At 49.3% G+C, this 24,208-nt stretch carries 29 protein-coding genes and 1 pseudogene; 8 read left to right on the top strand and 22 right to left on the bottom strand.

Annotated features, from left to right (window positions below; genetic code table 11):
* The first annotated feature begins 8 nt into the window (after window positions 1-8).
* From arsB to ACX1DY_RS19710, 3 genes are all read left to right on the top strand, one after another.
* Complete coding sequence (gene arsB / locus ACX1DY_RS19700; RefSeq protein ID WP_458965895.1) at window positions 9-1,067, top strand: ACR3 family arsenite efflux transporter; 1,059 nt, start codon at window positions 9-11, stop codon at window positions 1,065-1,067.
* 55 nt (window positions 1,068-1,122) lie between these two features.
* Complete coding sequence (arsC, locus tag ACX1DY_RS19705; RefSeq protein ID WP_458965932.1) at window positions 1,123-1,527, top strand: arsenate reductase (thioredoxin); 405 nt, start codon at window positions 1,123-1,125, stop codon at window positions 1,525-1,527.
* Between the two features lie 69 nt (window positions 1,528-1,596).
* Window positions 1,597-2,034 (top strand): protein-tyrosine phosphatase family protein, encoded by a 438-nt coding sequence (locus ACX1DY_RS19710; RefSeq protein ID WP_458965896.1) that lies wholly within the window; start codon window positions 1,597-1,599, stop codon window positions 2,032-2,034.
* Window positions 2,035-2,124: 90 nt separating this feature from the next.
* Here ACX1DY_RS19710 and ACX1DY_RS19715 read toward each other — a convergent pair whose 3' ends face one another.
* The 4 genes and pseudogenes from ACX1DY_RS19715 to ACX1DY_RS19730 all read right to left on the bottom strand — a co-directional run.
* Window positions 2,125-2,619 carry an arsinothricin resistance N-acetyltransferase ArsN1 family A gene (locus ACX1DY_RS19715; protein WP_458965897.1) on the bottom strand — a complete coding sequence of 165 codons (495 nt, stop codon included), beginning with the start codon at window positions 2,617-2,619 and terminating at the stop codon, window positions 2,125-2,127.
* 23 nt (window positions 2,620-2,642) lie between these two features.
* Entirely contained in the window at window positions 2,643-3,446 is an 804-nt protein-coding gene (locus ACX1DY_RS19720; RefSeq protein ID WP_458965898.1) for an arsenite methyltransferase, read from the bottom strand.
* Window positions 3,447-3,468: 22 nt separating this feature from the next.
* Window positions 3,469-3,921: a MarR family winged helix-turn-helix transcriptional regulator gene (locus tag ACX1DY_RS19725; RefSeq protein WP_458965899.1), complete on the bottom strand. Its 453-nt coding sequence runs from the start codon at window positions 3,919-3,921 to the stop codon at window positions 3,469-3,471.
* 230 nt (window positions 3,922-4,151) lie between these two features.
* Window positions 4,152-4,502 (bottom strand): annotated as a pseudogene (locus ACX1DY_RS19730) (MerR family transcriptional regulator); the annotation flags it as partial.
* 145 nt (window positions 4,503-4,647) lie between these two features.
* Here ACX1DY_RS19730 and ACX1DY_RS19735 point away from each other — a divergent pair.
* Window positions 4,648-6,015: an MATE family efflux transporter gene (locus ACX1DY_RS19735; RefSeq protein ID WP_458965900.1), complete on the top strand. Its 1,368-nt coding sequence runs from the start codon at window positions 4,648-4,650 to the stop codon at window positions 6,013-6,015.
* A gap of 87 nt (window positions 6,016-6,102) precedes the next feature.
* On the opposite strand, the gene ACX1DY_RS19740 is transcribed toward ACX1DY_RS19735, so the two are convergent.
* Window positions 6,103-7,770: a ribonuclease J gene (locus tag ACX1DY_RS19740; protein ID WP_458965901.1), complete on the bottom strand. Its 1,668-nt coding sequence runs from the start codon at window positions 7,768-7,770 to the stop codon at window positions 6,103-6,105.
* A 141-nt stretch (window positions 7,771-7,911) separates the two neighbouring features.
* Here ACX1DY_RS19740 and ACX1DY_RS19745 point away from each other — a divergent pair, with 141 nt between their 5' ends.
* Window positions 7,912-8,679: a threonine/serine exporter family protein gene (locus ACX1DY_RS19745; protein ID WP_458965902.1), complete on the top strand. Its 768-nt coding sequence runs from the start codon at window positions 7,912-7,914 to the stop codon at window positions 8,677-8,679.
* A gap of 28 nt (window positions 8,680-8,707) precedes the next feature.
* Window positions 8,708-9,139, top strand: coding sequence for a threonine/serine exporter family protein (locus tag ACX1DY_RS19750; protein ID WP_458965903.1), 432 nt, complete (start codon window positions 8,708-8,710; stop codon window positions 9,137-9,139).
* A gap of 145 nt (window positions 9,140-9,284) precedes the next feature.
* Here ACX1DY_RS19750 and ACX1DY_RS19755 read toward each other — a convergent pair whose 3' ends face one another.
* The 3 genes from ACX1DY_RS19755 to ACX1DY_RS19765 all read right to left on the bottom strand — a co-directional run bounded on the left by ACX1DY_RS19755 (window position 9,285) and on the right by ACX1DY_RS19765 (window position 12,134).
* Complete coding sequence (locus tag ACX1DY_RS19755) at window positions 9,285-9,821, bottom strand: GNAT family N-acetyltransferase (protein WP_458965904.1); 537 nt, start codon at window positions 9,819-9,821, stop codon at window positions 9,285-9,287.
* A gap of 2 nt (window positions 9,822-9,823) precedes the next feature.
* Window positions 9,824-11,845 (bottom strand): Na+/H+ antiporter, encoded by a 2,022-nt coding sequence (locus ACX1DY_RS19760; protein ID WP_458965905.1) that lies wholly within the window; start codon window positions 11,843-11,845, stop codon window positions 9,824-9,826.
* A 70-nt stretch (window positions 11,846-11,915) separates the two neighbouring features.
* Complete coding sequence (locus tag ACX1DY_RS19765) at window positions 11,916-12,134, bottom strand: helix-turn-helix transcriptional regulator (protein ID WP_458965906.1); 219 nt, start codon at window positions 12,132-12,134, stop codon at window positions 11,916-11,918.
* 233 nt (window positions 12,135-12,367) lie between these two features.
* Between ACX1DY_RS19765 and ACX1DY_RS19770 the strand changes: the two genes are divergently transcribed.
* Window positions 12,368-13,123, top strand: a complete 756-nt coding sequence (locus tag ACX1DY_RS19770; protein ID WP_458965907.1) for an MBL fold metallo-hydrolase — start codon at window positions 12,368-12,370, stop codon at window positions 13,121-13,123.
* 130 nt (window positions 13,124-13,253) lie between these two features.
* On the opposite strand, the gene ACX1DY_RS19775 is transcribed toward ACX1DY_RS19770, so the two are convergent.
* The 14 genes from ACX1DY_RS19775 to ACX1DY_RS19840 all read right to left on the bottom strand — a co-directional run bounded on the left by ACX1DY_RS19775 (window position 13,254) and on the right by ACX1DY_RS19840 (window position 23,142).
* Complete coding sequence (locus tag ACX1DY_RS19775) at window positions 13,254-13,889, bottom strand: NAD(P)-dependent oxidoreductase (protein ID WP_458965908.1); 636 nt, start codon at window positions 13,887-13,889, stop codon at window positions 13,254-13,256.
* 32 nt (window positions 13,890-13,921) lie between these two features.
* Window positions 13,922-14,122, bottom strand: a complete 201-nt coding sequence (locus tag ACX1DY_RS19780; protein WP_458965909.1) for a hypothetical protein — start codon at window positions 14,120-14,122, stop codon at window positions 13,922-13,924.
* A 74-nt stretch (window positions 14,123-14,196) separates the two neighbouring features.
* Window positions 14,197-15,063 (bottom strand): VOC family protein, encoded by an 867-nt coding sequence (locus ACX1DY_RS19785; protein WP_458965910.1) that lies wholly within the window; start codon window positions 15,061-15,063, stop codon window positions 14,197-14,199.
* A 230-nt stretch (window positions 15,064-15,293) separates the two neighbouring features.
* Complete coding sequence (locus ACX1DY_RS19790) at window positions 15,294-16,025, bottom strand: metallophosphoesterase family protein (RefSeq protein WP_458965911.1); 732 nt, start codon at window positions 16,023-16,025, stop codon at window positions 15,294-15,296.
* Window positions 16,026-16,067: 42 nt separating this feature from the next.
* Window positions 16,068-16,457, bottom strand: a complete 390-nt coding sequence (locus tag ACX1DY_RS19795) for a hypothetical protein (protein ID WP_458965912.1) — start codon at window positions 16,455-16,457, stop codon at window positions 16,068-16,070.
* A 16-nt stretch (window positions 16,458-16,473) separates the two neighbouring features.
* Window positions 16,474-17,034 carry a GNAT family N-acetyltransferase gene (locus ACX1DY_RS19800; RefSeq protein ID WP_458965913.1) on the bottom strand — a complete coding sequence of 187 codons (561 nt, stop codon included), beginning with the start codon at window positions 17,032-17,034 and terminating at the stop codon, window positions 16,474-16,476.
* A gap of 359 nt (window positions 17,035-17,393) precedes the next feature.
* Window positions 17,394-17,816, bottom strand: coding sequence for an Rrf2 family transcriptional regulator (locus ACX1DY_RS19805; protein ID WP_458965914.1), 423 nt, complete (start codon window positions 17,814-17,816; stop codon window positions 17,394-17,396).
* 64 nt (window positions 17,817-17,880) lie between these two features.
* Window positions 17,881-18,696 carry a hypothetical protein gene (locus ACX1DY_RS19810; RefSeq protein WP_458965915.1) on the bottom strand — a complete coding sequence of 272 codons (816 nt, stop codon included), beginning with the start codon at window positions 18,694-18,696 and terminating at the stop codon, window positions 17,881-17,883.
* A gap of 26 nt (window positions 18,697-18,722) precedes the next feature.
* A complete protein-coding gene (locus ACX1DY_RS19815) occupies window positions 18,723-19,307 on the bottom strand; it encodes a DJ-1/PfpI family protein (RefSeq protein WP_458965916.1) in 585 nt (194 codons plus the stop codon).
* Window positions 19,308-19,339: 32 nt separating this feature from the next.
* The gene (locus ACX1DY_RS19820; protein ID WP_458965917.1) at window positions 19,340-19,660 is read right to left on the bottom strand and encodes a carboxymuconolactone decarboxylase family protein; all 321 of its coding nucleotides are present in this window, start codon (window positions 19,658-19,660) and stop codon (window positions 19,340-19,342) included.
* 32 nt (window positions 19,661-19,692) lie between these two features.
* Window positions 19,693-20,439 carry a type I methionyl aminopeptidase gene (map, locus tag ACX1DY_RS19825; RefSeq protein WP_458965918.1) on the bottom strand — a complete coding sequence of 249 codons (747 nt, stop codon included), beginning with the start codon at window positions 20,437-20,439 and terminating at the stop codon, window positions 19,693-19,695.
* 186 nt (window positions 20,440-20,625) lie between these two features.
* Complete coding sequence (locus ACX1DY_RS19830; RefSeq protein ID WP_458965919.1) at window positions 20,626-21,255, bottom strand: SGNH/GDSL hydrolase family protein; 630 nt, start codon at window positions 21,253-21,255, stop codon at window positions 20,626-20,628.
* 278 nt (window positions 21,256-21,533) lie between these two features.
* A complete protein-coding gene (locus tag ACX1DY_RS19835; RefSeq protein WP_458965920.1) occupies window positions 21,534-22,712 on the bottom strand; it encodes an NAD(P)/FAD-dependent oxidoreductase in 1,179 nt (392 codons plus the stop codon).
* Between the two features lie 16 nt (window positions 22,713-22,728).
* Window positions 22,729-23,142, bottom strand: a complete 414-nt coding sequence (locus tag ACX1DY_RS19840) for a helical membrane plugin domain-containing protein (RefSeq protein WP_458965921.1) — start codon at window positions 23,140-23,142, stop codon at window positions 22,729-22,731.
* A gap of 318 nt (window positions 23,143-23,460) precedes the next feature.
* On the opposite strand from ACX1DY_RS19840, the gene ACX1DY_RS19845 reads away from it, so the two are divergent.
* Window positions 23,461-24,072 carry a nitroreductase family protein gene (locus ACX1DY_RS19845; protein WP_458965922.1) on the top strand — a complete coding sequence of 204 codons (612 nt, stop codon included), beginning with the start codon at window positions 23,461-23,463 and terminating at the stop codon, window positions 24,070-24,072.
* Window positions 24,073-24,208: the final 136 nt, after the last annotated feature.

The following is a 24,208-nucleotide window of genomic DNA, read 5'->3' on the forward strand; positions in this document are numbered from 1 at the left end:
AGAATGCTGTGGATCATCCGAGAAAAAGATTATCGTTTCTTGATCGCTACCTGACCCTTTGGATTTTTGCTGCCATGGCATTAGGAATTGTTTTAGGTTACTGGATTCCTGGGTTTGCTGAAGGGCTGTCGGACATGCAGATTGGAACCACATCCGTTCCCATTGCTGTGGGGCTCATCTTGATGATGTATCCTCCACTGGCCAAAGTTAAGTATGAGAAACTGGGCCGGGTATTTAAAGACTGGAAAGTGTTATTGTTGTCCTTATTTCAAAACTGGGTGATTGGCCCGGTGCTCATGTTTGTATTGGCAATCCTGTTTCTAAGCGATATGCCGGAATACATGATCGGCTTGATTATGATCGGGCTGGCAAGATGTATTGCAATGGTATTGGTTTGGAGTGATTTGGCCAAAGGAGATCCTGAATACACGGCAGGTTTGGTTGCCTTTAATTCTATTTTTCAAATCGTGTTTTACTCCGTATTCGCCTATGTGTTTGTCACGGTTTTGCCCGGATGGTTTGGGGTCCAGGGTGCAGTTGTGAACATTTCAATGGGAGAGATCGCAGAAAGCGTGCTGATCTATCTCGGAATTCCATTTGCTGCCGGCATACTTACCCGCATCGTTGCACTAAAAACAAAAGGCGAGGTTTGGTTCGAAAAAGCGTTTCTGCCTAAAATCGGTCCTCTGACATTGGTCGCCCTGCTCTTCACCATCGTCCTGATGTTCTCTTTAAAAGCCGGTTTAATGGTTCAATTGCCGATGGATGTGGTTCGTATCGCCATTCCACTACTCATTTACTTTGTTATCATGTTCTTCTTGTCTTTTTATCTTTCACGGAAAACGGGAACCAGCTATCCCGTAGCTGCTTCACTTTCCTTTACGGCAGCAAGCAATAACTTCGAGCTTGCCATCGCTGTTGCCATTGGTGTTTTCGGAATAAATTCTGGCGCCGCCTTCGCTGCAGTCATCGGCCCGTTGGTAGAAGTGCCGGTGCTTATCGGGTTGGTAAACGTCGCCCTATGGTTTCAGCAAAAATACTTTGGAAGAACATCCACCATTGCTTAAAGCATATCCCCCTACTTTAATCATAAGGAGCAATCACTAATGACGAAAAAAAACAATTTATTTTCTCTGTACCGGAAACTCTTGCCGGAGCCAGATGGCGGAAGGTTGGGCAAAAAAATGGTTAGCAGACCAATGGAATATTTATAGCGCAGGCATTGAGGCACATGGACTGAACCCGAATGCAGTAAAAGCGATGAATGAAGTCCAGATTGATATTTCCAATCAGACGTCAGATATCATTGATCCGGAACTGTTGAGCAATGCTGATTTGGTTATAACACTTTGTGGAGACGCAGCAGATAAATGCCCGATTACTCCTCCAAAGGTTAAACGCGAGCATTGGGGATTCGATGACCCTGCGAAAGCTACGGGAACCGATGAGGAGAAATGGGCCGTATTCCAGCGTGTCCGGGATGAGATCGGCGCACGTATTCAGCGTTTTGCGGAAACGGGCGAATAATCCACAGAAGCAGCGGTGAGGAGCACACCTCCGTCATGAAACGTTTGATTTGCAAAGGAGAAGATTAGGGTGAAATCGTATCATTGTTTGGTTGAGGATAAAATTTATTTTGGCGGCGCCAATGATGTAGAGCAAATGGTAAATGATGAAGGCGTTGAGGTCGTTGTAGACCTCCGGGAAGAAGCAGAACACTGTGCTTCCACATCACAAACAGTAAAGTGGATCAAAATCCCTCTGGGGGATCATGCAGAAGCACCAGAGCCAGAACTCTTCCACACAGCTATTCAAGAAGTGGTTAAAGCCTATCGGGAGGGCAAGCGAGTTGCTTTTCACTGCGGCGGAGGAAGAGGCCGTACCGGCACCGTGGCGGTGGGCACCTTGAAAGAACTAGGGCTTGCTCAAACGCTGGAAGAAGCCGAACAGCAAGCGAAAGCGATCCGCCCTACCATTGCAGTCAAGCCGAACCAGTGGGCTGCACTGAAGAGCATTTACGATCACTCCTCATAAGAAAATCCTGAACAACAATATAAACGGCAACCTTGGATATGGACCAGGTTGCCGTTTTTTCTTCTATTGACGCTTGTTTATTTCAATATTTTAGAGCAATTTTTCCATAATCATTACATTAATCGGCTTGCCATCCAGGATACCTTGATTCTCGAAGATACCGACCTCACGGTAATTCATTTTTCGATATAATCCTTGACCCTGCCCGTTGAAAGGAAAGGTGAATAGAACGATTTTATAGAACTCGCTGTTGCGGGCTTCATTTTCCAGCGCATCCAGGAGGATAGAGCCCACGCCCTGACCTCGATACTCTCTATGAATGTAGATGGACAAATCGGCTACTCCACGATACGCACATCGCTGGGAATACGGGTTTAGCGACGACCAGCCGACAATACGACCATTTTTCTCCGCAACTAAAACTGTATGCCTTCCTTGGTGCCCATCCAACCACTTTTTCATATAGGTGAGGTCTTTAGTTTCTTCTTCAAGCGTGGCAATCCGATCTTCAATCCCTTGATTGTAGATGAGCAGTATGTCTGCCACATCTTCAGTTGTTGCCCGCCGAACCGCAATATCCTGCATCTTTTTCAAGCCCCCAAGTCGATTTAAGGTTTTACAGCTTTAATCACAGATGAAGCGATGTATTCTTCAATGTTTGTTCCCGGTACCCAGTCTTTAATAAAGGCTTTGGATTCATTTTTAGGCTCGATGGAGATATCAGAAAAACCGCTACGACTCAGCATCTCCTGGATCTCCACAATGGAAGAAGCACCGGAGATGCAGCCAGAGTATAAATCGCTCACGTCATTTTTTATTTTCGCAGGCAGCTCAGCAGTCGTTACAATATCGGAAATGGCAATTCGGCCCCCGGACTTCAGCACACGATAGGCTTCATGAAAGACCTGCTGCTTATCTGGAGAAAGGTTAACGACGCAGTTTGAAATGATGACATTCACGCTTTGATCAGCGACGGGAAGATGTTCAATTTCTCCCAGTCTGAATTCTGCATTATGAAATTTTCCCTTGGCAGCATTGGAACGTGCAAGGCTAATCATATCCGGAGTCATATCCACTCCGAATACTTTGCCAGAATCCCCTACCTGCCGGGAAGCCAGGAAGCAGTCGAATCCACCGCCGCTGCCCAAATCCAGCACATATTCGCCGGGTTTAAGCTCTGCAATGGCTTGAGGGTTCCCGCAGCCCAGACCCAGATTGGCACCTTCAGGAACGGCTTGCAGTTCGTCCGAGGAGTACCCGAGCTTTGCCGATATTTCGTTGAAATCTGCAGGATTGTCACAGCAGCCATCTGTTGAACAGCAAGAATTGGATAGCTTCGTAGGCTTTACAGCAATTGTTTGATATCTCGCGCGAACATTTTGCCGAATGTGATCTTTTGTAGTTTCACTCATAGAAAATCACTCCTTTAGTTAGTCAATCGATCTTCACGGGGCGACAGCAACGTTCGGATTTAGCCATGGCATCGTTCATTAATCGAACGGCCCGTATAACCATTTCTCTTTCGAACTCGCTCATGTAAGAAAAGACTTCCTCCAGGTAGCTGTTCATTTGAGAATCGATGGTTGTCGCAACATATTTTCCTTGCACCGTAAGCAAAAGTGTGGAGATTCGCCGATCCGTAGGAACCGGTGTTTTTTTGATTAAGCCCATTTTGATAAGAGACTGGACCTGCCGGCTAAACGTGGTGATATCGGTCCCCAGCGTCTCAGCGATTTGTTGCATTGAAGGATTATGCTGACGATCGATCTCATACAAGATGTGGCTCTGAACAGGAGTAATGTCGCTCCCGCCGATGGTACAGCAATTTTTATTCAACAAACCAAAGCGCCGGGTCATGATTTGAAATAGCTCTCGTGTGTTTTCCATTCTGGATTCACCTCTGGTTTAGTTATAACTTAAAAAGTTGCAAAATGCAATTAATATTTTTCCTTTATTTTCTTTATTAATGAATATAACATTGGATTTTGAGTCTTTATTAACGTGAAACACTGATTATTTTTACGATTAATATTGCAAATTGCAACTATTTCTGAATACTTTTTGTTTCAATTTTGTCTTTTACCAATGGACAGGATTGGTTTTGAGCCGCCGGGATTTTATCGCTCCCCCCATTTGGCCGGGTTCGTATTATCTGGGATTAGATGGTTGACAATGTCACAGTAATGTTTTTCTTTACTTATAATATATTCTGCCATTACTTTTGCTTCTTCCAATTGGGCTAAAACCGTTTCCTTTTGCTTCCGTACAATTTCATAACGCTCCGGAATAGTAGAATCGCCTTCCAAGCTTAACTCTACATATTTTTTGATGTCTTCCACTGACATACCACATTTTTTTAAGTTTTTTGCACCTCTAAGCCAGTTTATGGACTCATCATTAAAGATACGGTTATTATTTTTATCCCGTTGTAAATTTGGAACTAATCCCTTATCCGTATAGAAGCGAACAACCCTTTACAGAGGAGAAAACTTCGGAAAAATCGTTTTGACCATTCCCCGAGATTAACAGAGAGGACTATCCAGAGAACATCGCTTTGACATATCCCCCCTAGGGGGATATAATCACCGTGATAATATAAAGTGGAGGTCCGCCATGCCCAAGACTATTAGCAGTGATCAGAGCCAGAAAATCAAAGTTATATTGACCCTGGCCGTACCGTCTATGATTGAGAATTTTTTGCAAACTATTGTAGGCTTTGTAGACACTCTCTTTGTATCCAAAATTGGACTAAATCAAGTCGCTGCGGTCGGGGTGACGGGTGCCATTATGGCTGTTTATATTGCAGTTTTTATGGCTATGGGAGTAGGGACCTCCTCATTGATTGCACGAAGTGTGGGCGCTGGGGAAATAGATAAAGCTAAAGCTATTGCGCGGCAATCAACGTACATATCAGCCATATTAGGTCTTATCTTCGGAATCATAACCTTCTTTTTTGCAGAGCCCTTGCTGCAGCTTATGGGGGCAGAACCGCATGTATTAGCGGATAGCGTAGTATACTTCCGGATTGTAGCCGTCCCCTCTATTTTCATATCACTGATGACCGTCTTCGGCAGTATCTTGCGCGCTGCCGGCAATACCAAAACCCCCATGAAGGTCGGCATATGGATCAATATGATCCATATTGTATTAGATTACATTCTGATCTTTGGCTTATTCAGTTGGACGGGCTGGGGCATCGCCGGAGCCGCTTGGGCTACCACAATAGTCCGGGTGATCGGCTCCATTGCGCTATTTATGTATATCCGGAAATCCAAGCTCATCTTCTCCTTTCGCAAAGGAGCCTCAAGCGGGTATACGATACCTTTGCTGAAGCTTTCCGCCCCTGCAGCAGCCGAAAGGCTGATTATGCGGTTTGGGCAGGTGCTTTATTTTGGCCTTATTGTGCGAATTGGTACTGACGTGTATGCAGCCCACATTCTTGCCGGGAATATAGAAATCTTTTCTTATATGCCAGGGTATGGCCTGGCCATTGCGGCGACCACTCTTGTTGGTCAGAGCTTAGGAGCGGAGCGGAAAGAGGATGCTTACCAATACGGTCTGCTGACCATGTGGGTTGCCGTTGTGTTTATGGCTTTTGTTGGGGTGCTATTGTTTGTATTTTCTCCCATCGCAGCCAGTTGGTTTACCAATGATACCGCTGTTATTGGAATGGTAACTACCGCGCTTCGCATTGATGCGTTCGCCCAGCCGTTTCTAGGCATTGGGTTAGTTCTCGCCGGGGTGCTCCAAGGAGCTGGTGATACGAAAAGCCCGATGTACAGCACCGCCGTTGGTATGTGGCTCATCCGCGTTGTCGGCGTGTATGTGCTTTGTATTCATTTTGGGATGGGAATTGCCGGGGTATGGATATCCATTGCAATTGATCTGGTTATCCGCGCCGTTTATTTGATTCTAAGGTTTAACCGGAAAATGCGGGTAACTAGTCAAAGTTCACCTAGTAAGGCCTCTCTTGATAATTAGGCTTAATTCTGTGTTGACAAAGAGGGCGTCCGCATATCGGCACCCTCTTTTACTTCAAACTGTGATCACCTGTAAAATTTGTTATGCCTACACCTCAATGATGATCGGAAGAATCATCGGGCGGCGCTTCGTTCGCTCATACAGAAATTTGCCCAAGGTGTCCTTGATGGTGGACTTCATAATATTCCATTGGCCAAGATCAGCGGGGCCCATCTTCTGCAGGGTCACGGACACGAGCTGATTGATCTCTTCCATCAAGGTATCAGAGTTCCGCACGTAGACGAAGCCTCTGGAGATCGTGTCAGGATCATTCAGAATTCTGCCATCGCTTTGGCTAAGTGTGATCACCGTAATAAGAATGCCGTCCGCAGACAGCTGTCTGCGGTCCCGCAGCACAACATTGCCGATGTCACCAATTCCAAGCCCGTCCACTAGCAGCTGTCCAGCCGGCAAACGTCCTTGCTGGCGGACGACGCCTGCCTCTGACTCGACAACCTCCCCATTTTTAAGGATAAAAATATTGTCCGGGTTCACGCCAACAGCCTCCGCCAGCATACTGTGATGATGAAGCATACGGTATTCCCCGTGGATCGGGATGAAATATTCCGGTTTCATCAGGGTCAGCATCAGCTTCAATTCCTCCTGACTGCCATGTCCTGACACATGCAGTTCGCTGCGGGAGCCATAGATGACCCTTGCACCCAGAATGTACAGGTTGTCTACAATCCGGGACACGTTGCGTTCATTGCCCGGAATCGGGTTAGCCGCAATCAGGACAGTATCGCCTGCTGCAATCTCAAGCTGCCTATGGCTTGCATTCGCTAAGCGGGATAATGCTGCCATCGGTTCGCCTTGGCTCCCGGTGCACAGTACAGCTATCTTTTCGGGAGGAAGCTTTGCCGCTTCTGCCGGCTCCACCAGCATGCCTTCGGGCACTTTTAAAAAACCCAATTCTTGTGCAACTCCAACTACATTGACCATACTTCTGCCAAGCAAGGTGAGGTGACGGCCGGTATGCTCGGCTGCATCAACAATCTGCTGCAGACGGTGCACATTCGAAGCAAAGGTAGAGACAAATACTCTCTGCTCAGCCTTCTGAAAAGCTTCTTCCATATGCGCTCCCACAAGCCTCTCGGAGGGGGTGAAGCCGGGTCTTTCAGCATTGGTGCTCTCGGAGAGAAGAAACTTTACGCCCCTCTTGCCGATTTCAGCCATTTTATGAATGTCCGGATATTGCTTATTGACTGGAGTCATGTCAAATTTGAAATCGCCTGTATGTACAATAGTTCCCTCAGGAGTATCGAATACGACGCCCAGGCAATCCGGGATGCTGTGGTTGGTATTAAAAAAGGTGGTGGTGATCGAGCCGAACTCCAGTCTGGAATCTCTATCAATACAATGCAGGCTCGTCTGGCGCAGCAGGCCGTGTTCCTTCAGTTTGGTCTCAATCAGGCCAAGCGTCAGGCGGGAAGCATAAATCGGGATATTCAGCTGCTTCAGCAAATAAGGAATTCCCCCGATGTGATCCTCATGCCCGTGAGTGACGATGAGCGCCCGTACCTTATCTACATGGCTCAATAAATAGGAAACATCAGGAATAATCAGGTCAATGCCCAGCATGCTCTCGTCAGGAAATTTGGAGCCGCTGTCAATGGCAATAATGTCATCGGCGTACTGTACAATATACATGTTTTTTCCAATCTCGTTTACTCCGCCTAATGCCGCAATCCAGAGCTGCTTTCCAGACATCTTCATTGAGGTTCCTCCTTGTGGATTTTCCCCCTTATTATGTATTAATCACCGGAAAATCATCCAGTCTGTAGATTAGAGGTTGATCTTTTCAGCCATTGCGGCGACAATCAAATATATAACATTCCAGGGGAGGATCGAACGAAGTTGGATAGCACAAGCAACAACAGCAATACTTCCGCGCATGACATCATCGACCTGTGCCTGCTGGCTGGTAAAATCATGCTGCAAAGCGGTGCGGAAACGTACCGCGTAGAGGATACAATGAGCCGCATGGCCGCTTCGCTCGGTTTTCCCGGAGCGCACAGCTACGTAACGCCAACGGTCATTATGTTCACCACCAGCCGGACCGAGCCGGTGAAGCTGTTCCGCATTGCCGAGCGGACCACCGATCTGCAGAAGGTATCGGAGGTCAACGACATCTCGCGGCGGCTGAGCGAGCGTCAGCTTACAGCGGGTGAAGCGCGTGAGCGGCTAAGCGTGGTGGATGATGCAGCCCATGCTTATCCGGCATGGATACAGATTGCCGCAGCCGCCCTGACCGGCGCGTGCTTCACCGTTATGTTCAAAGGCAGCCTGTGGGATGCGCTTCCGGCCATCCTTGCATCCGGCATCGGCTTCGCTGCAGCAACCTATTTGCACCGGCTCGTACAAATCAGGTTCTTCGCGGAGTTCACCGCTTCGTTCCTGATCGGCCTGCTCGCCTTCTTCGCTGTCAAGCTCGGCGTGGGACAGGAAATGGATAAGATCATTATCGGCTCCGTGATGCCGCTGGTTCCGGGACTGCTCATTACGAATGCAGTCCGCGATTTGATGGCCGGCCATCTCGTCTCCGGCCTTTCCAAGGGAGCCGATGCTTTTCTGACGGCGTTCGCGATCGGAACAGGCATCGGACTTGTGCTGTCAATTTTATGATCCCCCACGTGAAAGAGGTTAACTGTTCATGATTTTGCAATTGATAACCAGTTTTATCGCCGCTGCCACCTTCTGTATTCTGTTCAATGCACCGGCCCGGGCCTTGGTGCAATGCGGCTTTGCCGGAATGGTAGGCTGGATGCTTTATCTTCAGCTGGATGAACAATGGGACACAGTGGTTGCTACCTTTCTAGCTACCGTAGTGGTCGGAGTGATCAGCCAGTTCTTCGCCCGCTCCTTCAAGATGCCGGTCATTATCTTCAGCGTAGGGGGCATTATCCCGCTGGTTCCGGGGGGACTTGCTTATGACGCCATGCGCAAGTTCGTGGAGAATGACAACAATCAGGCCATCCAGTTTGCCGTACAGGCGCTGATGCTCTCCGGGGCTATCGCTACCGGTCTTGTCCTCAGTGAAGTGCTCGGGCAGATGTTCCGCCGGAAGAACAGCCGGAGCTCATAAGCAGCCGCGCACAGCAAGAGCACTGCTGGCTCAGTCTGCTTCCAGACACATGTAAAGGCTGCTCACCAGGTCATAAAATGACCGGTGAGCAGCCTTTACACTTGTTCGGAACGATATTCGGCAGTAGCTATTGATCAGACACAGTTTAGCTGTCAGTCTGCAGTTCACTCCGGCCGATAATTTTGGAGTAGCTGGCAATATCCAGCCATCTGCCGAATTTGCTGCCGATTTCCTTGAACAGGGCGCTTTGCTCATACCCGTACTTGGCGAAGAGCCTCCGGCTCGGTTCATTGTCCGCGCACACCGTAGCCACGAGTACGTGGAAACCAAGCTCCGCCGCACGCTCCTCAATGAAGCTCAGTGCCTTGCCGCCAAGCCCCTGCCCCCCTCTGCCAGGCTTCAGATAGATGCTGATTTCGCCGGAGGTATCATAAGCCTGCTTATTCTTGTGTCTGGCAATCAGGACATAACCCTGCAGCTCCCCGTCCTGCAGAATGGCATAGGACCTGAAGCGCGGATCGCCGCTTAGCACCGACTCGCGCATGGCCGATAATTCAATCGGCTCCGTATGAAAAGAAACCGTCGTATTCAGCACATAATAATTATAGATATCTACGACCTCTGCCAGATGCTCTTCCCCAATTTCCACATAAGATAAACCGCTTGCCGCTATTTCTCCCATCCTTAATCCTCCCAGATCGCCGTCTCCAATTGATCGACAAATTTACGCAGCTTTCCGGCGATTTTCAGATTAATCGCCCCGTTCTGATACATCTGTTGCACGGTATTGCGCTGCTCCTGAATGGCCTGCAGCTTCAGCTCAAGCTTCTGGTCATCCACGACTCCATCCTTAATCCAGCCATCCCCCTCGGTAAGCCGAGTCTCCATCTGCTCGTACTTGTCGATAACCTTCTGCGAAGCCAGCCGGTTCTCTTCATTCATCCCCGCGCTGACGGCCGCCACCGCTGCCTGACACATTGAAATCTTCGCAATGCGGGCGCTCTCGGCATTCAGCGCCGCCTGCCGCCCTTCATCACCGTTCAGCTTGCCGGAGAATAGTCCTGAGAACAAGCGCTGAATTTCAGTCAGCGAAAATTTGAACTGAGTGTCGAGCCGCTTACACATCAAGGCTTCCTTATGATCAATAAGCTCCTCCATCTTCGAGGCTACCGGAGCCGCAATGGTTCCATTCTCCAGCATCCGCCGAAGCTCCGAACGCTCAGCCGCAAGAGCGTTTCGCTTCGCCTGGACTCCGAGCTGGCGGAAATGCTCCGCTTCCGGATCATCCGCAGTTTTCCGTGCGCAAAGCCTGTCAATTTTGTCCGTGAACTCCAGCAGGGCAGGCTGATTCATAGGCTGGGGATTCTCCGAGATCAGGCTGCGCAGCATGCTCATACCCGCATCAATCACAACCGATCTTGCCGTCAGCTCTGAATTGAGAGCACGGGTCTCCACCACCACCGTCTCCTCCTTGTCCGCGAGCAGCGGGAGAAAGATGCTGGCAATGACCAGTGACATCAGGATGACGCCGGCCGCAAGGGCGATAATCAGATCACGCTGCGGAAACGGTGAACCGTCTCCCAGGACGAGCGGGATCGAGAAAGCCCCCGCCAGAGTTACGGCTCCGCGAACGCCCGAAATCGAAGTAATCAGCTGCGACTTAAGCGGCGCCTTCTCCACCTTCCGTCTGCGGGTCTCCCATAAAGAGTATGCGTATACCCAGAGAAACCGCAGCACAATAAGCAGCGACGTAATTGCCAGCACATAACCAGCCACCATAAAGTTGTTCAGGCTGCTGTCACGGTATATCACCGCAACGACATCAGGAACCGACACGCCAAGAATCAGGAAGACCAGGCCATTCAGGACAAGCAGAAGCACGGACCATGTGCTTGCAGATACAAGCTGCAGCTTGTATTGCGGAGACACGGCACGGTCCTTCTCAATGGCATACATCACGCCGCCGGCTACGACCCCCAGAATGCCGGATACGCCGATTTCCTCACAGATCAGATAAATGATAAAAGGCGTGAGGATCTGCAGCAGCACATGAATCGTGACATCCTCCATCCCGAATCTGCGGATAAATACACTAAGCCGGATCAGCATAAAAGAGAGCAGCGCTCCTACAAGCAACCCGCCTGCCGCAATCAGCACAAAGCTGATCGTTGCCTTAGGCAAAGAGAACACTCCAGTAACTGATGCTGCGATGGCAAACTTGAAAGCAACCAGACCGGAGGCGTCATTCATCAGGGACTCGCCCTCAAGAATCCGGTGAATGCTCTTTGGCAGATGCACCTTCCCGGCCAGTGCACTTACCGCAACCGCATCCGTAGGGGACAGGATCGCAGCGAGCGCAAAGGAGGCCGCCAGCGGTATCGAGGGAATCATCCAGTGAATGGCATACCCTGCCACAAATACCGTAGCGAAGACCAGCCCCAGCGCCAGCAGCAGGATGGGAGCCCTCAGATTCCACAGCTCGTCGCGCGGCGTCCGCCTGCCGTCATTGAACAGCAGCGGAGCGATAAACAGCACGAAAAACAGCTCCGGCTCAAAGGACATATGTATTCCTGTAGGAACCATAGCGGCAATGACACCCAGTCCAATCTGGATCAGCGGAATCGGCACAAACGGGATGAACCGGTTCACAATATTGGATACCGCGATGAGTCCCAGCAGTAACAGCACAGCAAGAAAAGTCTCCAAGCTCTCAACTCCCCCGGTATATTTTTTTTATTATTATAGCCTAAATCTCCCAGGCAGCAAGAAAATGCTGTTACCTGGATTTCTCTCCTTCACCGTCTTCCTCATATACAAAAATCTCTTCAATACTTATCTTGAAGTACTTCGCAAGCTTAAAGGCTAGAATAATCGAAGGATTGTACCTCCCTTTCTCCAGCGAACAGATCGTCTGCCTCGACACCTCCAATGCTGCGGCAAGCTCCTCCTGCTTAATGCCGCGCTGCTTTCGGATTGCTTCAAGCCTATTCTTCATTACCGTGCCTCCTGAACATGTAAAGCGAGCTTTACGTCGAGAATACCACCTGCAACGCAAAATGTAAAGCGGACTTTCCATAGAACATCAAAATATTCACTGTTTTATCCATTGACAAAAATAAATATTTGTGATATAATAAATAATTTATGTATTGAAAAAGTAACATGAGTTCAGTATGATATGCATTAGCCTCACGGCATCACTCTTATCATTTATAACGGAGGGATACAATGCATATTGCCAAAGGAATTGAAATGCTGGAGATTTCCATTCAGGTCATGGGCGGCACAGACACCTTTTACCCTACCCTGCTCTGGGACGAGGAGTCCGCTGTACTGGTCGATACCGGAGTTCCGGGACTGGCGCAGCGCTTCAAGGAGGCTCTCGCTGAAGCTTCCGTGCCTTGGGAGCAGCTTAAGACCATCCTCATCACGCATCAGGATCTCGATCACATCGGAAGCCTGCCGTCCCTGCTGGATCTGGCCGTGCCTGAGCTGAACGTGCTGGCCCATGAAATCGAGCGGCCCTATATCGAAGGGGACAAGATGCTGCTTAAGCATACCCCGGAAGCACTGGCAGCAGCCGAAGCCAATCTTCCGCGGGCCGTGCCGGAGGAATGGCGGCGCGCCTTCCTGAATGTGCTGGCCCACCCGCCCAAAGGAAGAGTAGACCAGACTCTTACCGGCGGAGAGCAGCTCCCCTTTGCCGGCGGAATCACAGTCATCCATACGCCCGGCCACAGCCCGGGGCATTTAAGCTTGTATCATCAGGCGAGCCGTACGCTGATAGCCGCCGATGCTTTGACCGTCCAAGGCGGTGAGCTGTGCGGGCCCGACGCAGCAGCTACGCCCGATATGGCTACCGCCCTCAATTCTCTGAAGAAATTCGCCGATTTCGAGATTCGCCAGGTGATCTGCTATCACGGGGGATTGTTCACCGGGAATGTGAACCGCAGGATCGCGGAGCTTGCACAGGGAATTGTGTAAAATAGACCTGCACAGCTAACCTAAGTGGAGTTTGGGCTTCACGGCATTCTTGGAAACTTTACAGCGCAAAAAAAAAGAAGCGAAGCCGGTCCAGCCGGTTCGCTTCTTTTTATAACAGCCGTCAGGCCAATCAGGACTCCGAAACTACCGTGAACCGCTCGCGGATATGCTGCGGCCGCTCGATCTCATCCACGATTGCAATCGCATAATCAGCATAGCTGACATAGCTTTCGCCTTTGGAATTGGACAGCAGATGATCCTTGCCTGTCGCATAGGCACCCGTTCTTGCACCTACGGCGAAGTTGGCGGACGGGCTGACAAAGGTCCACTTCAACTCCTTCGTGCCTTTCAGAATCTCCAGATTTTTACCCTGATTCAAGGCCGTCGGCTTCACAAAGTCAGGAAATCCCGGCGTATCCACTACTCTTACGGTTTTGGCTTCATCCACATACAAGCTTCCTGCTCCGCCCACTACAATCAAACGCGTGCCAGGTGCGTCCTTCAGCGCTTCAATCAGCACATTCCCGGCATCCACATGCAGATGCTCCTGCCCAAATGGAGCTCCAAAGGCATTAACCACAACGTCAAAGCCCTTCAAATCCTCCGCAGTCAAAGCGAAGATATCCTTCTCTACTACAGCAGCCTTGCTGCCTGCCACTTTTGCGGCATCCCGTACGATAACGGTAACCTCATGACCTCTGTCCAGCGCTTCCTTAGTGATCTCGCTTCCCGCCTTGCCGCTTGCTCCGATGACTGCAATTTTCATGTTAGTTCCTCCTAAAATATTAGTTTAAGCCTTTATACAGATTGTCCGGCAGGTTCTTCAGACTGCGCTTCAGCAGCGGCACCGCGATGGATAATTTGCTCTTCGATGCCGCTTTTTTGATCCACATGCAGGAAAAATTCAGCGTGCTCATCCGTTAAAACATTCAGCAGCAAATTGATCTGCTCCGGGTTTTTATGACAAAGGATTACATAGGCCATTTTGAAGTTTTTCAAAACATTCATCCTTTCGCTCATATATTTCCAACATTATAGGAGAATGAGGGGGATGGACAAGCAAATCTTTCACGTTAGGGCTTTACAAGCAGTTTAATGCCAATGTTCCACGGATCTGTAACCGTCACAACTCCATCTGTTTCATTGACTTTGTACCCGGCCCCACGCACGCGTTCAGCCACGGCATCACGTTCCTGAACACTAGGCAGAAGCAAAGTGAAGTAATCAATGCCCGCCGCATCGGCCGGAGCTGCTGGAGCGCCTTGACCCGCCCAAACATTCAGCCCCATATGGTGATGATAACCTCCTGCCGAGATGAACAAAGCCGAATTGCCATACCGTGTTGTCACCTCAAAACCCAGCGTATCCACATAGAACTTTTTGGCCTCGCCAAGATCGCCTACATGAAAGTGAACATGCCCGATTACCGTGCCCGCAGGCAGTCCGGTCCAAGGCAGACCTTCAGAGGCAGCCAGCAGTCCTTCCACATCCACCGGATCGGTGCTCATTACTACATTCCCTTCAGCATCATACTTCCACGTATCACGCGGACGGTCACGGTACAGCTCAATCCCGTTATTATCCGGGTCCTGAATATACAGCGCCTCACTGACAAGATGATCACCTTGACCAACTTCAATATCTGAAGCAATCAGGTTGCGCAGCACCAGCCCAAGGCTCGGACGGTCCGGCACAAGGATGGCAAAATGGTACAGTCCCGCCACCGAATTGCGTCGCAGCACCCGGGCATTCTCAATCTCCCGCAATACCAGCAATACATGCTGGCCGTCAGCGGTCATTTCCACTTCGCGTCCGGTTTGACGCAATATTTTGAGTCCTACAACATTCTGATAAAAAGCAAGCGAACGCTCCAAATTGCTCACTCTGATCTGCACAAGACCAATTTCCAGTTCTTGTGGCAGAGTTGCTGTTGCTGTCATATCAATCCCTCCTGAATGTAAGCGGATCTGAAATTTACAATCCGTTTGTTATTGTCTAGTCTTAACCTCACTCGAGCTTGTCATCCACAATTGTAACTGCTACCGTTACATCTTAACTAACTTTAGTATAGTACCGCTCTATAAGTATGTCAATTACTTTTACAAAAAACACAAAACCCAACCAGGATTGGTCGGGCTGTACAATACAAACGCTCCTCATAACATGCGTCTTAGTCTTTTATTCCTCTATATTTAGCGGTTCTAAGCTCTCTAATATACAGCTCCAAATCCGGCATTTCCGATTCTACAGCCTGCTGCACAGCCAGTTCAATATCATAGGGAACTCTAACGAACTGTATGTTCAGCCGCCCCAAGGAACGATTACCGTAATCGCCCTCCAGCAAAACATATGAAGCCTGCGTCAGATCCAGCGGATTGCCGACACTTCCCACATTAAATAGCGTTTTCCCTTCCAGGTGCTGCAGGTATGCGTTATGAATATCCCCATATCCGGCTACATCTGCCGGCAGATCAGCCTGGCACAGCTCCGAGGACTGAAACAGCGACAAGCGCTGCTCATACGCATCCCACGGTTGCACCCGTTCATTCACACTGCGCGGCGAAGCATGAAACAACCGGACGAACTTTCCGCTCATCCAGAACTCAATGGAGAACGGAAGTGATTTTAAATAATCGAGACGATTTAGTCCCAGCACAGCACGGTGCCACTTCACAACCTCAAGCCCGCTTGTTCCAGCGACGAACTCATCCCAGTTCCCGGTAACCACTTCTTCGCAATGCTCCCGGATAAGATCAACTGTCAAATCTGAATTTGGCCCTTTGCCGACGATATCTCCGAGACAAAAAATCCGGCTCACCTTACGCTCCTGAATATCCGCGAGCACCGCCTGCAGAGCCGTCACATTGCCATGAATGTCAGAAATAATTGCAATCGTGTCCACCTATGTACCTCCGTTGCTGTCTAGTATGCTTTGTTTTTTGCATCATTTATACACTTTAATACCATTATAGACTCTTTTCTCCGAGGTCGCCGACTCAATCCAATTCAAAAGCTCAGCACGATTGATCAGGAAATTCTCATCCATTTTAATATACGGAAGCATCATGCCGGTAAAGGAACCGTTATTATTCAAAATGGAATGTTCAGCTTTTATGATATTCAGCACCTGCTCCTCCTTCAGTCCCAGTAATTCAGCAGTCTCCTGAAGAGTCAGCAATGGCTTGTCGGTTATCTGTAGCCCTGTCTGAGCTTCTGTCTTCACCTGGTCAATCCGGGCTTCCTCTGCCTTCCCGCTGTTAATAATCAGACAACCAGCAATAAAAGATAATCCCAGGATCAAGCTTGCCGCCAAAATTGAAATTTGATTTTTCATATCCATCTCCTTGTTTTCAAGCACCATCATATTCGATAAGCCAGCAGTCTCTGTATTGGCCTTCATGCCATTCATGTTCAGGGAGCAGCTTTTTGCGCACAAACCCGTTCTTCTCATAGACTCTCAGCGCGCGGTGATTCCAGCTCTGCGGGTCCATCACAATCTTATCCGCCTGCTTCACTTGCAGCAGGAAGTTGACCGTCGCTTTTACGAGCTGCGAGCCAATCCCTTGATTCCACAGCCCGGGTTCACCGATAAATTGGTCCATACCGTAAATCTCCCCTGCAAAATCCGTGTACCCATACTCCTGCCGCTCCTGATCTTCAATCGGATAGAACTGGATATACCCCACATCATGAGACTTGTACTGAACAATCCCGCGGGTCATCCCCTCCGAGGCGTCTTCATAAAAATGCTCCAGCACCATTTTCAGATCATGCGGACGGTCGCGGCCCTCATAATACTCCAGTACCACCGGATCAGACAGCCATTTCACCAGCAGCACCGCATCCTCAGGCTCCAGCCTTCTAACACAGAGTTCTTCATTATGATATAGAATCATTGCAAAGACGCTCATCTGGTCCTCCCTTTATGTTATAACATGGTGTCAGTCTACTGCATTTGGAATATTGTGTAAAGTCATTCTCTGTACAAAAAAAAGTGACCCCGCCAACGTCCGGCAGGGCCAAGGTCTATATATAAGGGGGGTCATGGGATTACTATAAGCCCTGAAGCTTAAAGGCATATGAAAAGCACATAAAGGTTTGCTGAAATTGTCGCATCCCCCCTCTAACAATAGAAAAGATCCCGCCGAGGCACGACAGGATCCAGGAAAAAATCTATCCACTGGGGGGTGGAGATCTTTAATATACTCCTCCAACCTTAAAATCACATAAATTCTTCCTGAAATTTATCTTAAATTTCTATATGCAGGAGTTAGGACACAGGAATCTGATTCACGATCTGATCGAGCGTAACTTCCTGCAGCACGTTCTCCATCGCCTTCTGTGCGTTGGAAAAGACCGGAACAATCGCCCCGGCAATATTTTTGCCGACCGAACATGCAGGGTTCGGATGCTCATGAACGGAGAACAGGGAGCCCTCCTCCACCGCATTTACCGCCTTATAAATCTGCAGCAGCGTAATATCAGACGCACTGCGCGTAAGCTTGGCCCCGGCTACACCGGGACGGACATCCACAAGCCCAGCCTTATGCAGCATGCCTGTAATCCGCCGGATTACTACCGGATTGGTGTTGACACTGGCAGCAATCCATTCTGAAGTGCTTTTGCCTTCCTTGTTACTGTCAATCAGCGTTAAGATATGAATAGCCACCGCAAACCGGGTGCTAATGTTCATGGAAATCTCTCCTTTGGTGCCTTAGCAAAAAGAACACTATAGATGCAACAATAATAGTTACATTTCAGCCGATTGTCAATCCCGCGAGAATTTCCATGACCTGCTCAGGGTATTTCTTGCTTAGCCGTGTTTTGCCGAGATTGCTTTTCACAATCTTGATCATCCGGGCGTCACCAGTCCCGGCATATCTGCGCAGCATAGCAAAACCGGGCTCCGGTTGACCCGCAACAAACAGACTCAGGCTATACTCCAGGCCCTTGGATAACACACGATAATGCTCCGGATCGGCTGGCTTCGCAGGCCCGGAGAGAATGACTTGCATAATCTCATCCGTTATTTCCAGGCAATAAAGAACATTGGCCTCATCTTTAAGGAGGGGAGGATGAGCGAGCGCCGCAACAAACGCACGCTGCTCAAGCAATGCCGAAGCTGGACGCCAGCCCTCAAGCAACTGCTTCAGAAGTGCAAAGCTAAATTCACCTATGTACTGCAGTCCCATCGCCGCCGCCTCACGCATCCGCCATCTGGAATCATTCATCGCCGATTTCAGGAACTCTTCGGACTGACTCCGCCACCCGGCATCTGCATATGGATAATGAGCACCGCAAGCACATACGGCACAGAATGGCAGAAATTCATGGGGATCGTTGGTCTTGGCGTCTGCCTCAGGGATCTGTGCCCAAGCAGAGAGCAGCGCCCAAGCGGTGTCCGTCACTTCAGGTTTGCCAAAAAGCTTCGCAAAGCAACCCGCCAGCTCCAAATTGCCCCTTGGCCCCGGCAGGTTGCTCTCTTGCAGCATATAATCCGTAAGCAGCGGCCACTGTTCCCGGTCGTCTATCCACTGCTGAAGCGGCACTGAAGCATATTTATTCCCACTCATCCCGATTCCTCCGATTCATCGCAATTTCACTGCTTGCAGACAACACCCTGCAGCTCATAAGGATAGTCAATTTGCTTCTTCACATTAAGCATCGCGGCTTCTCCGGCCAGAAGCGACAATACATAGAGCCCAAGATCAATGGATGTCGAAACCCCTCCGCCTGTAATAATTTGGCCGTCCTGCACAACTCTCGACTTCACCACTTGAGCGCAATAAGGCTCCAGAAGATCATAAGCAGAGGGATGTGTCGTGGCAGCATGTCCCTGCAAAAAACCGGCCGCACCGAGCAGCAGTGAACCTGTGCACACCGATACTTTGTAAGGAACATCCCTTGCCCCCTGAAGCCATGTTATGAAGGGCTCGTCGTAGCGGAGCTTCCTTGTTCCCATTCCGCCAGGCACAAAAATCAGGTCATATTGCGACAAGTCCGGCAGCACCTTGCCTATTTTGACAACCAGTCCAAGCTCGTCAGTCACTTCTTCCCTAATCCCGCAAATATCCCACTCCAGACCGTGACCTGATTCGAATTGCCCCAGCCGGTGGATAACATCATAGAAGCCGGCAAAATCCAGAAAAGTAATTCCGTCAAAAAGTATAAAGGCCATTCGCATTGCATCCGCCTCCTTACAGCTACATGTTCAGCTTACTCGCTGTCGTATGCCTGCAAGGCCACAGGCAAAGCCTGGATAACTACGTTGCCCACAGCCGGAAGAGCAAGCAAAACAGCACTAATGATCTCTTCTCTTGTGGCTCCGAGCGCCTTGGCATGCTTCACATGAAAAGGCAGGCCGCTCTCCAGCCGCACCGCTGCCAATACAGAGATATAAGCAATTTCTTCTGTCTTCGGGTCAAGCTTGCTTGCGGCCTCCAGCTTGTGAACCGTCTCCATCCAAGCCTTCTGGTGTTCCGGCGCTTCCTTCATAAAGGTCATAAATGAATTGCTGACTTGCGGTAAATCTCCCATATTTTATCCCTCCAGTTCCATTATCACTCCACTTATGCGCTTGTCAGAATAATCGGTTTACCCTTGGTAACCACAATCGTATGCTCATACTGGGCTACGCGGCTGTTGTCCATCACACTGAGCGTCCATCCGTCGGACTGCTGCTCCACAAAATCCGCCCCGGTGGACAAAAAAGGCTCGACGGTAATGACCTGGCCTTCTTTTAGAACAGCGGTATCACGCGGGTTATAGAACGGAAGAATTTCTTCAGGCTTCTCGTGCAGAGATTTGCCGATACCATGGCTGCACAGATTGCGCACCACCCTATAGCCGCGCTTGCGCGCCTCCAGCTCCATCACTCTGCCGATCTCGTTAACCTTCATGCCCGCTCTGAGATGATTGATTACACTCATCATTGTCTCTTCGGTGCTGCGGCACAGGTGGACGATTTTCTCATTATAAGGAGGCAGTTGAAAAGAAACCCCGGAATCCCCATAGTAACCGTTCAATTCGGCTGAAACATCAATATTAATCAAATCTCCGGCCTGAATCACCCGGGAGCCCGGAATACCGTGCGCCACCTCTTCATTAATACTGATGCAGGTATACCCGGGAAATTTGTAAGTAAGCTTAGGAGCCGATCTTGCGCCGAACTGCTCCAGAATCGCCGCCCCGATCCCGTCAAGCTCAGCGGTAGTCATGCCGGGCTTCACCTGTCTCCTCATCTCGGCAATGGTATGCCCTACAACTTTACCGGCTGCTCTCAGCCCTTGCAGATCCTGTGCAGTATTGCTCGTCATAAGCTCTCATTCCTCTCGGTTCAAATCAATTCCGCACTCCAATTATAACAATCTTGTGAAGAAAATAACATGAGCATCCGGCTGGCCGCCTCCCTGGAAGCTCCAAAAAGACCAACCCGCTTAGAGCAACAGATTGGCCTTTAGAAGCAGGCAGACTATGTAATGAGAGCAGCCTGATATACTATTTTAGCTAATAGCTCCTACCGCTCTCAGCCACGCATCGGTAATGAGCGCATGACCAGCAGGGGATGGATGCACGCCATCTGGCGCCCAGTATGCAGATTCCGCCTTAACGGATGCCGCAGCGAACAGGCCGTCGAGCGGAACCAGCAGAGCACCATACTCGCGTGCCAGCTCGCGTACTACATGGATTTTGGGGTCCAGATCCTGGCGCCAGCCCTTGCGGTCTTCGGGTACAGGCAGCACAAATGGCTCAATCAGGACCAGCTTGGCATTTGTGGCTTTCTTGGTGCGTTCGATCAAATCGCGGTAAGAAGCTTCGAACTGGGCGGCTGTAGTTTCTTCACCGGAATCAAAATGGCGCCATGTATCATTAATACCGATATAAATCGAAACTACAGTTGGCTTCAGCTCCAGACAATCCTTATCCCAACGGCGCTGCAGATCAACCACCCGGTTGCCGCTGATGCCGCGGTTGATAAAGGTCAGCTTCTTCTCAGGGAACTGCAACCCAAGCCGCGAAGCAATCATCAGTGCATAACCTACGCCAAGCGAAGACGGGTCCTCGTAGTTACGTCCCCAATCTGTGATGCTGTCGCCCTGGAACAAAATGATATCGTTTTCTTGAAATTCCATGCTGAAAATCCTCCTATGAAATATCTGGCATAATATAAACAAATTCATTATAGCAAATAGATTCCCGCTGAGCATCTATTGAACGGAATCAATGTCCGCAGCTAGCAAAGTCAGCAGTTGCTTTACATCTCAATTCAGTTTAGATGGACTTCCAGACATTTACTATGAATATTTACACATGACGTCTGCAAAATATCACAAAAAAACCCTCCAAGCTCACCCGCACCTTAAATAACATCAAGTGTTGTCGGGTGTCTGCTTGGAGGGGAATTTATCGTTTAGTACGCCAGGCTGAAGAGGCCTTTGATGTGGGACAAATAACGGATGTTGCTTGCTTCCTTCATGAGCGTTGCAGGCAAGCCCTTCAGCGGTGTTGAGCTGGCGCCGATGATAGCTACACCGTCTTTGCGGCCCAGACTGGCAAGCGTGCCCGAGTTAATCGGACTGAAGGTTTCCGAGGAGCTGTTATTCAGATAAGCGTACAGATTATAGCCGATCAGCTCGCCCATCTGCCAGGCGATTTGTGCTGTTGGCGGATAAGGACGGCCGTCCGGTGCAAACACAACGGCGCTGTCACCTGCTACGAATACATCCGGGTGAGATGTGGATTGCAGGAATTCATTGACTGTTGCACGTCCACGGTTCACTTCAAGCCCGGATTCGCCGACCAGCGGATTCCCTTGCACACCACCAGTCCATACGAAGGTGTTCGCAACAATTTTCTGGCCGTCCTTCAGATCGATTACATTTCCGGCAACATTGGTAACAGGAAGACCCGTTAAGAACTGAACGCCACGGGCGGTCAAGCTTGCTGTTGCACGCTCAATCAGCTGATCCGGCAGCACCGGAAGAATTTTCGGACCTGCTTCAACAAGCAGAAGCTTAATTTCCTTGGCATCAACGCCATAACGTTTGGTCAGCTTCGGCAGTACATCGGCGATCTCGCCCACCAGCTCCACACCGGTCAGGCCGCCCCCGCCAATGAGAATCGTTGCGTCGGCAGGATTTTTGGTTTTGGCATATTCACGGATACGGTCTTCGATGTGCCCATGAATTTTGTTCGCGTCGGCAGCGGATTTAAGCACCATGCTATACTCTTCCAGCCCCGGTATGCCGAAATAAGCTGTAGTACTGCCAAGCGCCACAACAAGCGCATCATACGACAGCGTCGTGCCATCGGACAGCTGCACCTGCTTGCTGTCTACGGAAAAGGATTTCACTTTGGCAATTTTCAGGTCGATATCCTTCCCGGCAAAAAGCTTTGTCAGCGGCATTGCAACAGCTTGCTCCGCAATACTTCCTGCCGCAAGACGATGAAGCTCGGTAATGATCTGGTGGGTTGGATACTGATTGACAACTGTGATTTTGGCTTCAGATTTGCTCATATATTTGCGCACGTTAATGGCGCTCAGGAGACCGCCGTACCCTGCGCCCAGAATAACGATATGTTTTGACATGTTATTTCCTCCGTCCTTATTTTTGTGGATTGCGTTCGCCGCTGATTTGCAGGTATGCGTTCATAAAGCGGAGCATTTTCTGCACCTGCGGGTCCTTGATCATGCGCATCATCCCGAACAGGCTGATCGTCTCGCTGCTCTCATTTGCACGGTCCTTTGCTTCGATTACATTAGCCGCCATTGTTTTGACGGAATCTACCACAGGCTCAGCCAGTTCCTTGATGGCGCCTACAGTGTCACTCTTCAAAACCTCATCCGTTGCAACAGCCTGTACAAAATCGATCGATTTGCTCAAGACACTGACAAGCTGTGTAATTTGGGGCAACTGCTCCACCAGTGTCGTTAATGATTCCTGAACCTCGGGCTTCAAAAGTTGATCCAGAAGCTCATCTTTAGTTAAAGCTTGTGTTTTCGTAATTGTTTCTGACATGTCGAGCGCTCCTTTGTATTAGCTTTGTCTCATATATAAATAATAGACCGCTAAATCAATGTGACTATTATAACACTCTTCATGTAATAAACGTCACAATCTTTTTACCCGTTTCACCTTGTTTTGTGATTAAAATCACTTCTTTTCTGTATTTTTTGATTATTTCCTTGATTTTATGTGAAAATTCACACTTGTAGTATTTTTATCATTGACGAAGCACATTAGCTGTGCTATCTTGAGTAAGTAACATTTAGTAAGTTCATTAATTAATAACAGCAATTAATAATTAACCACTACATATCCAATGGAGGAATACACATGAGTACTTTTTCAGAACTGGTTCAAGCACGGAGATCAGCTAATAATTTCATTGAAGGCGTTAAGATTCCTCAGAATGAGCTGGAGGAAATGTTCTCGCTGGCCCGTCTTGCCCCATCGACATTTAATTTGCAGCACGCCCATTACAAGGTTGTTGCCGATAAGGACTTGAAGGAAAAAGTCCGCGAAGCCGCCTATGGCCAATACAAAATTCATAGCGCTTCAGCCGTCATTATCGTGCTTGGAGACAAAAACGCTTACCTGCAAGCGCCAGAGATCTATAGCGGCCTCAAAATGCTCGGGGCAATGAGCAAAGATGAATTCGACCGCACTATCGAAGATATCAATAACATGTACACCGATAATGACGCTTTTCAGAGGGATGAAGCGATCCGCAATGCTTCCTTGTCGGCCATGCAGTTCATGCTGATTGCCAAGGACAAGGGCTGGGATACCTGCCCGATGAGCGTTCCTGAAGCAGTCAAGAAAGTACTGGGCCTGCCGGACAATCTTATTCCGGTCATGATGATTACGATTGGCAAAGACAACCAGCACAAAATCAGACCGCGCGGCTACCGCAAGCCGGTAAATGAATTTGTGGAGTTCTTTTAATATTTGATTATGTGCAAAAAGGGGCTGTCTCATAAGTAGACTTTCTACAAATGAAAATAGCCCATACTTATTCGAGTAGCAGTAAAAAGACAGCAGGGCATCTATTCTCCCGTTATTGGAGAATAGATGCCCTGCG

Source organism: Paenibacillus sp. BAC0078, from assembly GCF_054483875.1.